General features: G+C 70.5%; 12 protein-coding genes. 2 read left to right on the forward strand and 10 right to left on the reverse strand.

Annotated elements, in window-relative coordinates:
- Nucleotides 1-30: 30 nt before the first annotated feature.
- Nucleotides 31-1,863, reverse strand: coding sequence for an AsmA family protein (locus tag ABIC70_RS01625; protein ID WP_354438692.1), 1,833 nt, complete (start codon nt 1,861-1,863; stop codon nt 31-33).
- Nucleotides 1,864-2,170: 307 nt separating this feature from the next.
- Between ABIC70_RS01625 and ABIC70_RS01630 the strand changes: the two genes are divergently transcribed.
- Nucleotides 2,171-2,911 carry a CoA transferase subunit A gene (locus ABIC70_RS01630; protein ID WP_053609231.1) on the forward strand — a complete coding sequence of 247 codons (741 nt, stop codon included), beginning with the start codon at nt 2,171-2,173 and terminating at the stop codon, nt 2,909-2,911.
- Nucleotides 2,912-2,935: 24 nt separating this feature from the next.
- Nucleotides 2,936-3,598, forward strand: a complete 663-nt coding sequence (locus ABIC70_RS01635) for a 3-oxoacid CoA-transferase subunit B (protein ID WP_043349486.1) — start codon at nt 2,936-2,938, stop codon at nt 3,596-3,598.
- 269 nt (nt 3,599-3,867) lie between these two features.
- Here the strand turns inward: ABIC70_RS01635 and ABIC70_RS01640 are convergent, their stop codons facing one another.
- The 9 genes from ABIC70_RS01640 to ccmI form a co-directional block, all read right to left on the reverse strand.
- Complete coding sequence (locus tag ABIC70_RS01640; protein WP_053609232.1) at nt 3,868-4,161, reverse strand: formate dehydrogenase subunit delta; 294 nt, start codon at nt 4,159-4,161, stop codon at nt 3,868-3,870.
- A 9-nt stretch (nt 4,162-4,170) separates the two neighbouring features.
- Nucleotides 4,171-7,044 (reverse strand): formate dehydrogenase subunit alpha, encoded by a 2,874-nt coding sequence (fdhF, locus tag ABIC70_RS01645; RefSeq protein WP_043349489.1) that lies wholly within the window; start codon nt 7,042-7,044, stop codon nt 4,171-4,173.
- Nucleotides 7,045-7,054: 10 nt separating this feature from the next.
- Entirely contained in the window at nt 7,055-8,614 is a 1,560-nt protein-coding gene (locus ABIC70_RS01650; protein WP_043760140.1) for a formate dehydrogenase beta subunit, read from the reverse strand.
- Nucleotides 8,611-9,084, reverse strand: coding sequence for a formate dehydrogenase subunit gamma (locus ABIC70_RS01655; protein WP_010684574.1), 474 nt, complete (start codon nt 9,082-9,084; stop codon nt 8,611-8,613). The genes ABIC70_RS01650 and ABIC70_RS01655 overlap by 4 nt, the downstream gene beginning before the upstream one ends.
- A gap of 456 nt (nt 9,085-9,540) precedes the next feature.
- Nucleotides 9,541-10,197, reverse strand: coding sequence for a glutathione S-transferase family protein (locus ABIC70_RS01660; RefSeq protein WP_043349495.1), 657 nt, complete (start codon nt 10,195-10,197; stop codon nt 9,541-9,543).
- Nucleotides 10,198-10,294: 97 nt separating this feature from the next.
- A complete protein-coding gene (locus ABIC70_RS01665; protein ID WP_043388082.1) occupies nt 10,295-10,759 on the reverse strand; it encodes a cytochrome c-type biogenesis protein in 465 nt (154 codons plus the stop codon).
- The gene (locus ABIC70_RS01670; RefSeq protein ID WP_354438695.1) at nt 10,759-12,759 is read right to left on the reverse strand and encodes a heme lyase CcmF/NrfE family subunit; all 2,001 of its coding nucleotides are present in this window, start codon (nt 12,757-12,759) and stop codon (nt 10,759-10,761) included. Before ABIC70_RS01670 ends, ABIC70_RS01665 begins: the two co-directional genes overlap by 1 nt.
- A gap of 10 nt (nt 12,760-12,769) precedes the next feature.
- Nucleotides 12,770-13,282, reverse strand: a complete 513-nt coding sequence (ccmE, locus tag ABIC70_RS01675) for a cytochrome c maturation protein CcmE (RefSeq protein ID WP_043388080.1) — start codon at nt 13,280-13,282, stop codon at nt 12,770-12,772.
- 184 nt (nt 13,283-13,466) lie between these two features.
- Nucleotides 13,467-14,957 (reverse strand): c-type cytochrome biogenesis protein CcmI, encoded by a 1,491-nt coding sequence (ccmI, locus tag ABIC70_RS01680; protein ID WP_043760134.1) that lies wholly within the window; start codon nt 14,955-14,957, stop codon nt 13,467-13,469.
- Between the last annotated feature and the right edge of the window lie 40 nt (nt 14,958-14,997).

Below are 14,997 nucleotides of genomic sequence, written 5' to 3' on the forward strand. Positions count from 1 at the left end.
TTGGCCGGGGCCGGCGCCAACGCGCGACCGTCACGGCGCGAAGGCACGGACACTGCCGGGCAGGCCGAGGGTGGCGGGCAATTTGAGAGGATCGGGCAGCATCGCATCCCCGATCCGGCCGGCCGGATCGGACGGCTCGCTGTGGGCGGCCGTCTGAGCCGTCAGCGCGTTCAAGGGGCCCGTCACCGCGAACAGGATCCCGCGGGCGGAATCGCCGGGCGGCCGCAGAACGAGATCGCCCCTGGCGTCGAGTCGCCGTTCCGGCAGCGACACCTGGCCGTGAAGGGTGGCGCCGACACTCGGCCCCAGAAGACCCGACTCGGCGATCTCGCCGACACCGTCGACGAAGCGCAGCGTCACCACGGCCCGCTCGAACGCGGTCCGGCCGTTCCGGCGCGCCAGAGCTCCGGACGCCACGGCACCGTTGCGGTGGACGACGTCGGCGAGATCGAGGCCCGCGATGGCGCCGCCATCCATGGCAAGCGTGGCCCGTCCGCCGAGATGCGCCAGGAGGCCGACCGTGTCACGCGCCCTGGATTCGAGGGCGAAATGCCCCTGGACGGGCCCGACCACCCAGCGGGCCGCGCCGATCTCGCCGAGGAGCGCACCGAGATCGACGCGGTCGAGGCTCCCCTGGGTGCGCAGCTCCGTCGCGGCCGGATCGGTCCCGCTCGTCAGGTTCACGCGCCCCTTGAACGTGCCGTCCTGGATCCGGGCCCGGTTCACCGCGACCTCAAGGGCGGTATCCCGCACCAGGATGCTCGCCGCCAGATCCTGCACCCGAACGGCGCCGGCGCGGCCCTCCGCCGCCGACAGGCGGAGGTCGAGGTCGCCCTGCGTGAGCGGCGCCAGGGCGACGGATACCGGGGCGGGATCGAGGAGCCGGGTCAGATCCTCGACGAGGGGCGTGAAGTCGAGGGTCTCGGCCGCCAGGGTCGCCTGCACCGAGAGGCGCGGCGCCTTGCCGGGTCCGAAGGCGACGGCGCCGGCGCCTTCCAGCACGTTCTGACCGAGGCCGATGCGCAGGCTCGGCCACGAGATGGACCGCTCCGCCGTCTCGAACCGGCCGTCGATCGAGAAGGCGCCAGCGAGCGGCGCCAGCGGCACATCACGGCCGATCCAGGCCAGGCTCTCCGGCAGGGATCGCGTCTCGAACCGGACCTGCCCGGACAGGACGGGCAGCGCGTTCCCCTCCGCGGGCGGCGCCACCGTTCCGTCCGCCGCGAGGCTGCCGTCCGGCCACGTGACCTCCGCGGTGAACGGGCTGCGGCGGCGCTGGGCCAGCTCGGCCGGACGCAGGTGGGTCAGGGTGATCCGGGTCGGCACGCCCCGCCACGTGAAGCTGGCGCGGCCCTCGGCGGTCTTTCCCCAGAGCGGCCACGCGATGTCCAGGTCGATGTCCCGGGCCGTGTCGCCGGCGGCGAGGCGCGCGTCGCGCACGACGATCCGGCGTGGCCGGGCCGTCCCGCCGAACCGGGCCTGCTCGGCGAGGCGCGCGAGGGGGGCGTCCCAGCCGGCGGGGTCATCCGACAGCCGCGCACCCTCCAGGCGAAGCCCGCTCACGGCCGCGCGCCCGCCGAGGAGGCTCAGCGGGTCGAGGTCGAGGGTCAGGCGGCCCGCATCCGCCAGGACCGGTCCGTCGGAACCGGCGGCGAGCCGGACGCGGTCGAGGGTCAGGCGCGGCCAAGGCAGCACCGCGACGCTCGCGGGGCCCTGCAGCGTCAGGCCCAGGCCGTAGGCGTCGAAGGCGCGGCGCGCGTAGGCCGTGACCCGGCCGTCCTCCAGGGGCCAATCGCGCAGGCCGAGGCCGGCCGCGATCAGGCTCCCGAGAGCGAGGACGAAGATCGGGCGGCGCAGCGACATCATGCTCCGAAGGGGCGGCGGCTGTAACCGGAAGCCGGGCGCCGCGCCGGCCCCTCGGGCTGCCGCGGCCCGGCAGGGTCTGCACGTCGAGTGAGCAATTTAGCGTCCTTGGCCGGCTTTGTCTGCCGCGCCCGCGCAGGGCCGCCCTGCCCTCCCCAACGCAGTGCCGGTTACGGATCGCCCGCGTCCGCGCGGACCGGTGCGGCGCACCACTGGATTTCACGCGCGGAATCGGGGAGAGCAGGCGCGAGGACACGCACTTCCCAAGATTTCGGCCGGTCGGGTCCGGCGGGAAAAGGACGGTTCGATGAAGAAGGTCTACACGGATGCCGCCGCGGCCCTGGCCGGCCTCCTGCACGACGACATGATGGTGATGTGCGGCGGCTTCGGCCTCTGCGGCATCCCGGACGAGCTGATCGAGGCGGTGCGCCTCTCGGGCGTCAAGGGTCTCACCGTCGTCTCGAACAATGCCGGCATCGACGGGGTCGGCCTCGGCAAGCTTCTGGACACCCGCCAGGTCCGGAAGATGATCTCGTCCTACGTGGGCGAGAACAAGGAATTCGCCCGGCAGTATCTCGGTGGCGAGTTGGAGATCGAGTTCAACCCGCAGGGCACGCTCGCCGAGCGGATCCGCGCCGGCGGCGCCGGCATCCCGGCCTTCTTCACCAAGACCGGCGTCGGCACCAAGGTCGCCGAGGGCAAGGAGGTCCGCGAGTTCGATGGCGAGCATTACGTCATGGAGCGCGGCCTGTTCGCCGACCTCGCCCTGGTCCATGCCCATACGGGCGACACCGAGGGGAACCTGCGCTACCGGATGACCGCGCGCAACTTCAACCCGATGATGGCCACCGCCGCCAAGATGACGGTGGCGCAGGTCGAGCATCTCGTGAAGCCGGGCGAGATCGATCCGGACACGATCCACACGCCCGGCATCTTCGTGAAGCGCATCGTCGACGTGGGCGTGCGCGACAAGCGCATCGAGCAGCGCACGACGCGCACGCGCAACGATGCGACCCCGGCCGCCGCGGCCGGCGGCGGCACGCACTGACCGGACGGGAAGGGAGCGAGAACGATGGCCTGGACCCGCGAGCAGATGGCGGCGCGCGCCGCCAAGGAGCTGGAGGACGGCTTCTACGTGAACCTCGGCATCGGCATCCCGACGCTGGTGTCGAACTACATCCCCGAGGGCATGTCGGTGCAGCTCCAGTCGGAGAACGGCATGCTGGGCATGGGCCCCTTCCCCTACGAGGGTGAGGAGGATCCGGACCTGATCAACGCCGGCAAGCAGACGATCACCGCCCTGCCGACGACGAGCTACTTCTCCTCCGCGGATTCCTTCGGGATGATACGCGGCGGGCACATCAACCTGTCGATCCTCGGCGCCATGCAGGTGGCCGGCAACGGCGACCTCGCCAACTGGATGATTCCCGGCAAGATGGTGAAGGGGATGGGCGGCGCCATGGACCTCGTGGCCGGGGTGAAGCGCGTGGTCGTGGTGATGGAGCACGTCGCCAAGAACAAGGACGGCACCGAGAGCCCGAAGCTGCTCAAGGCCTGCGACCTGCCGCTCACCGGAACCCAGGTGGTCGATCTGGTGATCACCGATCTCGGCGTGTTCGCCATCGACAAGAAGGGCGACGGCGGCATGACGCTGATCGAACTCGCCGACGGCGTCACCGAGGACGAGATCCGCAAGAAGACCGAGGCCGACTTCACGGTCGCCCTCAAGAACTGACATCCGCAGGCCCGGCGACCGACGTCGCCGGGTCCGACGGGGCGATGGCCGCCCAGATCGGGCGGCCATCGCATGACGGCGCGGGCGCCCTTCAGAGGCGCCCGATGTCGGCGCACCTCGTCAGCGCCAGCCCCCCTTCACGCATCGGCACAGGCCAGACGCGAAACGCCCCCCTCTCCCGGTCGGAAGAGGGGGGCGTTTCGCGTGATCCTTCGCCGCTCGGCTCCGGCCGGGTCAGAGCACGAGCCCCTCCGACCTGTGCCGATCGGTCAGCCCGCGTCGCTGGCGCCCGCGCCCGCGAGCTGCGGATCCCGGGTCGCGGGCCGCACCGGGCTGTCGGCCGCCGGCTCCCCGCCCTGCAACGCCCGCCGCACGTAGCTGTCGACCCGGTCGCCCTGCTCCGGGAGGGCGGCCTCGAGATGCGCGATCATCTTGGGCGTCCAGAACGCCTTGATGTGCTTCTGGACCCCAGCGACCGCCTCCTCCTCCGGGTAGGACCGGAAGAAGGTGGCGATCTGGTTGGCCATGCGGACGAGCTTGTCCGCCTGCGTCACGGCACTCATCGGATACTCTTACTCCGCCGCGTCGAGCGCAGTGCCCTGGGAATTGGCGATCCGGGTCAGGGAGAAGTCCTCCTCGTAGAACTTCGCCTGCCAGTCGGACGGCCGGTTGGTCCGCCGGACCTGCACCGCCGTCACCTTGTACTCGGGGCAATTGGTCGCCCAGTCCGAGTAGTCGGTGGTGATGACGTTGGCGCCGGTCTTGGCGTGGTGGAAGGTCGTGTAGACCACGCCCGGCTGCATCCGCTCGGAGATCTTGGCCTTGAGGGCGATGTCGCCCGAGCGGCTCTCCAGGGCGACGAGATCGCCGTCGACGATGCCGCGCAGCTCCGCGTCGAACGGGTGTATCTCCAGCACGTCCTCCTCGTGCCAGCGCGAGTTCTCGGTGCGCCGGGTCTGCGCGCCGACATTGTACTGGGAGAGGATCCGGCCCGTGGTGAGGATCAGCGGGAACTTCGCCCCCGTCCGCTCCTCGGTGGCCACGAACTCGGTGATCATGAACCGACCCTTGCCACGGACGAACCGGTCCACGTGCATCATCGGCGTCCCGAGCGGCGCCTTCTCGTTGCAGGGCCACTGCACCGAGCCGAGCTCGTCGAGCTTGGCGTAGGACACGCCGGTGAAGCTCGGGGTGAGCGAGGCGATTTCGTCCATGATCTCGGACGGGTGGCTGTACTCCATCTTGTAGCCCAGCGCGTTGGAGAGCAGCACGGTGCCCTCCCAGTCGCCATAGCCGCCCATCGGGGCCATCACCTTGCGGACCCGCGAGATGCGGCGCTCGGCGTTGGTGAAGGTGCCGTCCTTCTCCAGGAACGAGGCACCCGGCAGGAAGACGTGGGCGTATTTGGCGGTCTCGTTCAGGAACAGATCCTGGACGACGATGCACTCCATCGCCATCAGGCCCGAGGTGACGTGGTGCGTGTCCGGGTCGGACTGCGCGATGTCCTCGCCCTGGATGTACATGCCCTTGAACGAGCCCTCGACGGCCTCGTCGAGCATGTTGGTGATGCGCAGGCCCGGCGCGTTGTCGAGCTTGGCGCCCCAGAGGGCCTCGAAGCTCTCGCGGGTGGCGTCGTCCGAGACGTGGCGGTAGCCGGTGAGCTCGTGCGGGAACGAGCCCATGTCGCAGGAGCCCTGCACGTTGTTCTGGCCGCGCAGCGGATTCACGCCGGCGCCGAGCTTGCCGATGTTGCCGGTGGCCATGGCGATGTTGGCCATGCCCATCACCATGGTCGAGCCCTGGCTGTGCTCGGTGACGCCCAGACCGTAGTAGATGCCGGCCGCACCGCCCTTGGCGTAGAGCCGGGCCGCCCCGCGGACTTCCGCCGGGTCGAGACCGGTGAAGGGCTGCTGGCTCTCCGGGGAGTGCCGCTCATCGGCGATGAACCGGGCCCAGGACTCGAACTCGGCGAGGTCGCAGCGCTCGCGGACATAGGCTTCGTCGATCAGCCCCTCGGTGACGATCACGTGCGCCAGCGAGTTGATGAAGGCGACGTTGGAGCCGGGCTTCAGCGGCAGGTGATAATCGGCCTTGATGTGGGGCGACTTCACGAGGTCGATCTTGCGCGGATCGGCGACGATCAGCTTGGCGCCCTGACGCAGGCGCTTCTTCATCCGCGAGCCGAAGACCGGATGGCCGTCGGTGGGGTTGGCGCCGATCACCAGGATCACGTCGGAATGCTCCACCGACTTGAAGTCCTGTGTGCCGGCCGAGGTGCCGAGCGTCGACATCAGACCGTAGCCGGTCGGCGAGTGGCAGACGCGGGCGCAGGTATCGACGTTGTTGTTGCCGAAGGCGGCGCGCACGAGCTTCTGGACGAGGTAGGCTTCCTCGTTGGTGCAGCGCGACGAGGTGATGCCGCCGACCGAATCCTTGCCGTACTTGGCCTGGATCCGCTTGAACTCGCTCGCGGCCCGGTCGATGGCCTCCTCCCAGGAGACCTCGCGCCACGGATCCGTGATCTTCTCACGGATCATCGGCTTGGTGATGCGGTCCTTGTGGGTGGCGTAGCCGTAGGCGAAGCGGCCCTTCACGCAGCTATGGCCCTCATTGGCCTTGCCGCCCTTGTAGGGGACCATGCGGACGACGCGCTCGCCCTGCATCTCGGCCTTGAACGAGCAGCCGACGCCGCAATAGGCGCAGGTCGTCACCTCGGCGTGCTCGGGCTGGCCGTACTCGTGGATCGACTTCTCCTGAAGGGTCGCGGTCGGGCAGGCCTGCACGCAGGCGCCGCAGGAGACGCATTCCGACTCGAAGAAGTTGGTCGGGCCGGCTGCCACGCGGCTGTCGAAGCCGCGGCCCGCGATGGTCAGCGCGAAGGTGCCCTGCACCTCTTCGCAGGCGCGCACGCAGCGGTTGCAGACGATGCACTTCGACGGGTCGTAGGTGAAGTACGGGTTCGACTCGTCCTTCGGCAGATACTTCTCGGCGCTCGGCTTGACGTGGTTGTCGCCGTCATAGCCGTAGCGGACGTCCCGCAGGCCGACGACGCCGGCCTGCGTCTGCAGCTCGCAATCGCCGTTGGCCGCGCAGGTCAGGCAGTCCAGGGGATGATCGGAGATGTAGAGCTCCATCACGCCCTTGCGGAGCTTGGCGAGCTTCTCGTTCTGCGTGTGGACGACCATGCCGTTCTCGGCCGGGGTCGTGCAGGAGGCCGGGGTGCCGCGCCGGCCCTCGATCTCCACGAGGCAGAGGCGGCAGGAGCCGAACGGCTCCAGGCTATCGGTGGCGCAGAGCTTCGGGATCTGCGTCCCGGCATGCATCGCCGCCGCCATCACCGAGGTGCCCGCCGGCACCGTCACAGACATGCCGTCGATCGTCAGCGTGACGGTCTGCTCCGCCACGCGGATCGGCGTGCCGTAGTCGATCTCCTTGATCAGGCCCATCGACGCCTCCTTACTCGGCCGCGGCCGGCAGATCGCCGGCGCGCCTGAAATCCTCGGGGAAATGGGTGATCGCGCTCATGACGGGCATCGGGGTGAGCCCGCCCATGGCGCAGAGCGACCCGTCGGTCATGACCTCGCAGAGGTCCTCGACCAGCTTGAGATTCGCATCCGGCCGGATGCCGGCGATGACCTTGTCCATGGTCTCGACGCCGCGGGTGGCGCCGATGCGGCAGGGGGTGCACTTGCCGCAGGACTCGGTGGCGCAGAACTCGAAGGCGAAGCGGGCCTGGGCGGCCATGTCGACGGTGTCGTCGAACACCACGATGCCGCCGTGGCCGACGAGGCCCTTCTTGGCCGCCATCGCCTCGTAGTCGAGGGGCGTGTCGAGGAGATGGTCGGGGAAGTAGGCCCCGAGCGGCCCGCCGACCTGCACGGCCCGGACCGGCCGACCCGAACGGGTGCCGCCGCCGAAATCCTCGATCACCTGCCGGAGGGTGATGCCGAAGGCCATCTCGATCAGGCCGCCGTGCTTGATGTTGCCGGCAAGCTGGATCGGCAGGGTGCCGAGCGAGCGGCCCATGCCGTAATCGGCGTAGGCCTTGGCGCCGTTCTCCAGGATCCACGGCACGGCCGTGAAGGTCATGACGTTGTTGACCAGCGTCGGCTTGCCGAGGAAGCCCTTCAGCGCCGGGATCGGCGGCTTGGCGCGGACGATGCCGCGCTTGCCCTCGAGGCTCTCCAGCAGCGAGGTCTCCTCACCGCAGATATAGGCACCGGCGCCGAGGCGCACTTCCAGGTGGAAGGTCTTGCCCGAGCCCAGGATGTTCTCGCCGAGCACGCCGGCGGTCACGCCGTTGGCGATGGCCTCCTTCAGGGTGGCAAACGCCTGCGGGTACTCGGAGCGCAGGTAGATGTAACCGCGGGTGGCACCAGTCGCGACGGCCGCGATGGTCATGCCCTCGATGAGGTTGAAGGGGTCGCCCTCCATCATCATCCGGTCGGCGAAGGTGCCGGAATCGCCCTCGTCGGCGTTGCAGACCACATACTTCTGGTCCGCCTTGGCGAGCATCACGGTGTTCCACTTGATGCCGGCCGGGAAGCCGGCACCACCCCGGCCACGCAGGCCGGAATCGCGCACCGCCGCGACGATGCCCTCGGCATCGAGCTTCAGCGCGGCCTCGAGGCCGCGATAGCCGCCATGGGCCCGGTAATCGTCCACGGAGACCGGATCGATCACGCCGCAGCGGTGGAAGGTCAGCCGCTGCTGCCGGGCGAGGTAGGGGATTTTTTCAGGATCACCGAGGCGCAGGGGATGGTCACCGCCGGTGGCGAGGCCGGCATCCAGAAGGGCGTCGATATCCGCCAGCTTGACCGGGCCGTAGGCGACGCGCCCCTCGGGCGTGCCGACCTCGACCATCGGCTCCAGCCAGAACAGGCCGCGGGAACCGGTGCGCACGATGGTGACGTCGAGACCGCGGCGCTCGGCGCCGGCGAACAGCGCGCGGGCGACCTTGTTGGCGCCGAGGCCGAGGGCGACGGCATCGCGGGGAATGTAGAGGGTCACGCTCACTGGCGCACCTCCGTCAGTGCAGCTTCGAGGGCGTCGGCGGTCAGGTGCGCGACGGGCTCACCGTCCACCAGCGCGGCGGGACCGTTGGCGCAGAGGCCGAGGCAGTAGACCGGCTCCACCGTGGCGCTGCCGTCGGCGGTGGTCTCGTGCCAGCCGCAGCCGAGGCGGCCGAGGATCTCGCGATGGAGCTTGTCGGAGCCCATGGCCTGGCAGGCCTCGGCCCGGCACAGCTTCACCTCGTGGCGGCCGGCGGGGTGGGCGCGGAAATCGTGGTAGAAGGTGATGCAGCCGTGCACCTCGGCGCGCGACAGGTTCAGCGCGTCCGCGATCAGCGGCACGGCGCCGGAATCCACGTAGCCGAACGTCTCCTGCAGCGCGTGCAGGATCGGCAGCGTGGCCCCTTCGAGATGGGTGTGTTCGGCGATGATCCCGGATGCGCGCTCCGCGCTCCAGGGCTCGTGACGCGCCATGGTTTCCAGCCCAGTCTGTTCCTGTTCTAATGCGAAGAGGAACAGAAATGCCGGTTGGCTTCAATCGCGCAGTCCGGTCGCTCGACAAAGGACGTTTGTCGAGCTGTAACCCGGCCGACCGCGCCTCGGCCGATCCCGGCTAATTCTTTGTCAGAAATTCATTTTTTGTATCGGAGTGGTGACGGACCACATCTGCGTGCGGCGCAACATGAGTTTGTGCCCTGCAATAAATTGCATCCACACGGTGAATCTGCTCGATCGTCCGCCTCTGCCTTTCCGAGCGGCGCGAGCCATGCACCTCCGCGACGCTGGCCCGTGTCCCGTCACCCTGGATCGTAGGGCGCGTGGGTCGCCTTCGTCCGGCGGCGACAGGGAGCGACCGAGGGCATCCGGGTTGCCTGCGCGCCCCGCTCGCAGGGACGACCTGCGCAGGCCGGAGGCCACGCAGGCGGCTCGTCAGAACTCCATCTCCAGTTCTTCGATCTCGTCCGGCTCGTCGGCAGCGGCTTCCGCCCATTCCACCATCAGCGGCCAGTGCAGGATCGTGTCGCGGTAGGCGGCGGCGCGGGGCGGCAGGGCGACGTCGTAGGTGCGGAAGCGGGTGCAGACCGGGGCATACATGGCGTCCGCCAGGCACGGTCGCGCTCCGAACAGGTACGGCCCGTCGTAGCGGTCCAGGCAATCGTCGAAGATCGTCACGATACGCTCGATGTCGGCCTTCGCGCCGTTGAACACCCGGAAGTCAGGGTGGAAGGCACGCAGGTTCATCGGCAGGGCCGAGCGGAGATTGACGAAGCCGGAATGCATCTCGCCGGAGATGGACCGGCAATGGGCGCGCTCCGCCGCGTTGCCGGGAAGGAAACCGGCCGCGGGAAAAGTCTCGGCGAGGTATTCGGCGATGGCCAGGGTGTCCCAGACGACCACGTCGCCGTGGCGCAGGCGCGGCACCAGGAACGACGGCGACAGGTGCAGCAGCTCCGCCCGGCTGGTGGCATCCGTGCCGGACAGGACCTCGGTCTGGAAGTCGAGACCGGCCATTCGGCAGATCAGCCAGCCCCGCAGCGACCACGAGGAATAATTGCGGCTCGAGATGGTGAGCGTAGCGGCCGTCATCGTCCTGCCCCGGGGCGCGTCGCCGATCATGCGGTCTGCGAAGCCCGATCCAAGACTCGTGCCGAATGGGGCGGGCGAATCGCTACCGCCCCCAATTCTAATCGCGTCGCAGCAGCGCCGCGACCTCCGCCTGCTCGGCGGCCGACAGAGTCCGGACCGGTGCGGGCGGCCGGCGGCGGGCGAGGCGCCACAGGCCGAAGCCGCCCAGCAGCACCGCCAGAACCGGGGTCAGCCAGAGCAGCAGGGTGTGCAGCGCGAAGACCGGGCGCAGCAGCACGAACTCGCCGTAGCGCGCCACGACGTAGTCGAGCACCGCCTTGTCGCTGTCCCCCTTCTGCAGCCGCTCGCGCACGATCAGGCGCAGGTCCTTGGCGAGCGGCGCGTCGGAATCGTCGATCGACTGGTTCTGGCAGACGAGACAGCGCAGCTCGGCCGAGATCTCCCGGGCGCGGTGCTCCAGGGTGGGATCCTTCAGCACCTCGTCGGGCTGGACCGCGTGGGCGGGAAGCGACGCCAGCAGGGCCAGCGCCGCCAGGGCCGGTCGGAGGGAGCGGCGCGCCATCATTCGGCCGGCACCGCGACGGGGAGCGGCCGCGCCTTCGCCTTGGCGGGGACGCCCACGCGCATCCGCCGGTCCGTCAGAGACAGGCCGCCGCCGACCGCCATCACCACCGCCCCGAGCCAGATCAGCAGGACCAGCGGCTTGTAGTAGAGGCGCAGGCCGACACCACCGTCCTGCCCGATCTCGCCGAGGCTCGCATAGACCTGGCTGGCGCCGATCGTCAGCAGCCCGGACTCCGTCACCGCCATCTTGCGGCTCGGGTAGAAGCGCTTGCCGGTCTCGACCTGGCCCACCTCGTCGCCGGCGCGGGTGCGGATCGTCAGGTAGGCGGCGGCCTCCTCGTAGTTCGGTCCCTTGCGCGGCGCGACCCGGTCCAGGGTGGCCGTGTAGGGCCCCGTCGCCAGGGTCTGGCCGGGCTTGAGGGTCGCCAAGCCCTCGGTGGCCCAGCCCTGCGCGGCGATGCCCAGCACCACCACGCCGACCCCGGCATGGGCGATGGCGGTGCCCCAGGCCGAGCGCGGCAGGCCGAAGGCGCGGCGCCCGATCTGGCCGAGCGAGCGGGCTCGGCTCGCCCCGTAGCCCCGGGCGCGGGTGACGATCTCCAGGGCGGAGCCGATCAGCAGATAGGCGCCGAGGCCGATCCCCACCGGCGCCAGGACCGGGCCGCCCCAGGTGAGGGCCAGGACCACGAAGCCGACGACCAGGGCCACCGCCAGCGCGGCGAAGAGGCGCTGGGCGGCGGCGAGCACGTCGCCGCGCTTCCAGGCCAGTGCCTGCCCCACGGGCACGATCAGCAGCAGCGGGATCGCGAGCGGCACGAAGGTGGAATTGAAGAAGGGCGGCCCGACCGTGATCTTCTCGCCGGTCAGCATCTCCAGCACCAGCGGGTAGAGGGTGCCGACCAGCACGGTGGCGCAGGCCGCCACCAGGAAGAGGTTGTTGAGGACGAGCGAGCCCTCGCGGGAGATCGGCGCGAACAAGCCGCCCTGCCGGAGCAGCGGCGCGCGCCACGCGAACAGCGTCAGCGAGCCGCCGATGAACAGCACCAGGATCGCCAGGATGAAGACGCCGCGGGTCGGGTCGGTGGCGAAGGAATGCACCGAGGTGATGACCCCGGAGCGGACCAGGAAGGTGCCGATCAGCGAGAGCGAGAAGGTCAGGATGGCGAGCAGCACCGTCCAGACCTTCAGGGCGTCGCGCTTCTCCATCACCACCGTGGAGTGGAGCAGCGCCGTGCCGGCGATCCACGGCATCAGCGAGGCGTTCTCGACCGGATCCCAGAACCACCAGCCGCCCCAGCCGAGTTCGTAATAGGCCCAATAGGAGCCCATCGCGATTCCGAGGGTCAGGAAGCACCACGCGGTCAGCGTCCAGGGTCGCACCGCCCGCGCCCAGACGGCGTCGATCCGCCCGTCGATCAGCGCGGCCACCGCGAAGGCGAAGCTGATCGAGAAGCCGACATAGCCGACATAGAGGAGCGGCGGATGGATCGCGAGGCCGGGATCCTGCAGCAGCGGGTTGAGGTCGTTGCCCTCGAGCGGCGCCGGGATCACGCGGGTGAACGGGTTCGAGGTCGTGATGATGAACAGCACGAACACGAAGGTGATCAGCCCCTGCACGCCCAGGGTGTTGGCCCGCAGCCGCGGCGGCACCGCGTTCTTGGCGGCGGCCACGCAGGCGCCGAACAGCGTGAGGATCAGCACCCAGAGGAGCATCGAGCCCTCGTGGTTCCCCCAGACGCCGGAGAGCTTGTAGATCAGCGGCTTCTGCGTGTGCGAATTCTCGACGACGTTCTGGACCGAGAAATCGGAGGTGACGTGCGCCCAGGTGAGCGCCGCGAAGGCGAACAGCACGCAGGCGAAGGCGCCGAGCGCCGCCTGCGAAGCGGTCTGGCGCAGGGCCGGATCGCCCGAACGTGCCGCCCAGATCGGCATCACCATCTGGACGAGGGAGATCGCCAGCGCGAGCGCGAGGGCGAAGTGACCGGTCTCGACGATCATGCGGGTTCCCTCACCGCTCGCTGCGGGGGCCGAGGGTGCTGTCCGCCGCCGCCGTAGCGGGTTTCGGCGCCGGGGCCGCCTTGTTCGGCCCCCCCTCCTGCCAGCGCCCCTGCGCCTTCAGCGCGTCGGCCACCTCGCGGGGCATGTAGGATTCGTCGTGCTTGGCGAGCACCGTGTCGGCGCGGAACTCTCCGCCGGGCTCCAGGACCCCCTCGGCGACCACGCCCTGCCCTTCCCGGAACAGGTCCGGCAACAGCCCCTTGTAGTGGACCGCGACGGTGGCGTTCGTGTCGGTGACGGCGAAATCGACCGTCTGGTCCGGGCCGCGCCTGAGCGAGCCGTCCTTCACCAGACCGCCGAGCCGCAGGCGCGTACCCGGGGCGATGGCCTGCTGGGCGATGTCGGTGGGCGAGCGGAAGAACACGATCGAGCCGCTCATGGCGTACAGGATCAGCCCCACGGCGAGCGCCAGCACGCTGCCGCAGGCGGCGATCAGGATCAGGCGGCGTTTCTTACGCGTCACGATACTTCCACCCCGCGGTCCGGCGCGCGGAGACCCGCCCCGACCGGAACCGTTCTCATTCTAGTCTTGAGGGTGTCGGCTCCAGGCGCCCGCGGGTCAAGGGCGGGCATCAGGACCGATTGTCGTACGGGCCCCGTCCCGCGCAGGCGGCCTCACGATTTCGCGGTGTCGCGGATCGGGCTTGTCAGGGATTCGGCTTGGCGGCGAGGTCCAGCTCCCGGGCGAGTCCGTCGAGCCGCGCCACCGCGTCGCTGTTGGCGGCCAGCGCCATCCGGGCGCGGTCGAGGGCCTTCACGGCCTGGTCGCGCTCGCCAAGCGCGCTGTAGGAGCGCACGAGGCGCATCCACTCGTCCGGCGTGCCGCCCCGCGCGGCGAGGCGCCGGTCGAGCCCCTCGACCATGCTGCGAATCGCCGCCTGCTGCTCCGCCTGCGGCATGGCGCGCACCGCCGCCATCGCGGCCTCCTTCTCGGCCTGCGCGGTCGGGCCGGCCTCACCCGACCCGGCGGGCCCGGGCGCCGCGCCCTCCGCGCCGAGTCCCACGGCGCGGGCGCCCTGCTCCACCTGGGCGAGCCCCTGCGGGTCACCCGCGAGGGCGGTCCGGGCCCGGGCCAGGGCGGCGGCCGCCTGATCGGGCTCGCCGAGGACCACCCGCGACCGGACGAGCCTCAGCCATTCGTCGGAGGTGCCGCCGCCGGCCTTGAGGCGGGCATCGAGACCGTCGACCATGCCGCGGATCGCCGCCTGCTGCTCGGCCGGGATCTTCGGGGCGGCCTGGGGCGTCGTCGGGGGCGGCGGCGGCTCGCCCTTGAGGCGGGCGAGGCTCTGCTTGACGATTCCGAGCCAGGGGGCGGTCGGCGGGCTGCTGGCCTCGAGTTCGGTGAGCTGGCGGATTGCCTCACCGGTATCGCCGGCCTGCTCGGCCGCCCGGGCCAGATAGAAGCGCGGCTTCGGGGCGTTCGGCTCCTTGGCCTGGGCCTTCTCGAACAGGGCCTTGGCCTCGGGCGAGACGGTGCCGTCGCCGGCCGCCGTGAGGGCTTCGGCTTGATCGGCGAGGGTGTCGGCGGTCTCGCCCTTCAGGCGCGCGATGTTGGCGTAGGCGCGGGCGGCATCGTCGAAGCGGCCGGTGCGCATGTAGACCGGGGCGAGCACCGCCCAGCCGCGGGCGTCGTTCGGGTCCCGGGCGAGGCGCGCCTCGATCTGCCCCACCGCCTTCATGAGTTCGTCGGCCCCGCCGCGGGTGGCCTGCCGGTCGGCTTCCGTCTGGGCGGGCAGTTCGGGCGAGCCGTAGAGGCCGTAGGCGATCAGCGCCACGAGGGGAATGGTGGAGAGCGCGAAGGCCGAGGCCGCCCGCCGCCGGCGCAGGCGCGGCTCGGCCGGGCGCGCGGCCTCGACGAGGCCGGCATCCTCGGCCTCGCGCTGCGCCTCGCGGCTTGCCCGGAGCAGTCGGCGGGCCGCCTCGGCCTTGGCGGTCTCGGCCTCGTCCGGAGCGATCAGGCCGCGTTCGAGGTCGCGGTCGATCTCGGCGATCTGATCCTCGTAGAACGCGGTCTCGGTGGCGAGCCCGCTCCCGCCCGCCTCGCCGGTCGGCACGGCGGCGCGCCGCGACATCGGCCAGAGCAGGCCGAGAACGGTCGCCGCGGTCATGGCCGCCAGAATGAACCAGATCGCCGTCATGGACCTTTCCGCCAACGAGCCGGACCGGCCCGCCCCTCCC

It is taken from the genome of Methylobacterium sp. 1973 (assembly GCF_040545035.1).
In the GTDB taxonomy this organism is placed as follows: Bacteria; Pseudomonadota; Alphaproteobacteria; order Rhizobiales; family Beijerinckiaceae; genus Methylobacterium; species Methylobacterium fujisawaense.

Coding starts and splice junctions, on each gene's coding strand:
- ABIC70_RS01625 (WP_354438692.1), bottom strand. CDS start 1,863: ATGTCGCTGCGCCGCCCGATCTTCGTCCTCGCTCTCGGGAGCCTGATC.
- ABIC70_RS01630 (WP_053609231.1), top strand. CDS start 2,171: ATGAAGAAGGTCTACACGGATGCCGCCGCGGCCCTGGCCGGCCTCCTG.
- ABIC70_RS01635 (WP_043349486.1), top strand. CDS start 2,936: ATGGCCTGGACCCGCGAGCAGATGGCGGCGCGCGCCGCCAAGGAGCTG.
- ABIC70_RS01640 (WP_053609232.1), bottom strand. CDS start 4,161: ATGAGTGCCGTGACGCAGGCGGACAAGCTCGTCCGCATGGCCAACCAG.
- fdhF (WP_043349489.1), bottom strand. CDS start 7,044: ATGGGCCTGATCAAGGAGATCGACTACGGCACGCCGATCCGCGTGGCG.
- ABIC70_RS01655 (WP_010684574.1), bottom strand. CDS start 9,084: ATGGCGCGTCACGAGCCCTGGAGCGCGGAGCGCGCATCCGGGATCATC.
- ABIC70_RS01660 (WP_043349495.1), bottom strand. CDS start 10,197: ATGACGGCCGCTACGCTCACCATCTCGAGCCGCAATTATTCCTCGTGG.
- ABIC70_RS01665 (WP_043388082.1), bottom strand. CDS start 10,759: ATGGCGCGCCGCTCCCTCCGACCGGCCCTGGCGGCGCTGGCCCTGCTG.
- ABIC70_RS01670 (WP_354438695.1), bottom strand. CDS start 12,759: ATGATCGTCGAGACCGGTCACTTCGCCCTCGCGCTCGCGCTGGCGATC.
- ccmI (WP_043760134.1), bottom strand. CDS start 14,957: ATGACGGCGATCTGGTTCATTCTGGCGGCCATGACCGCGGCGACCGTT.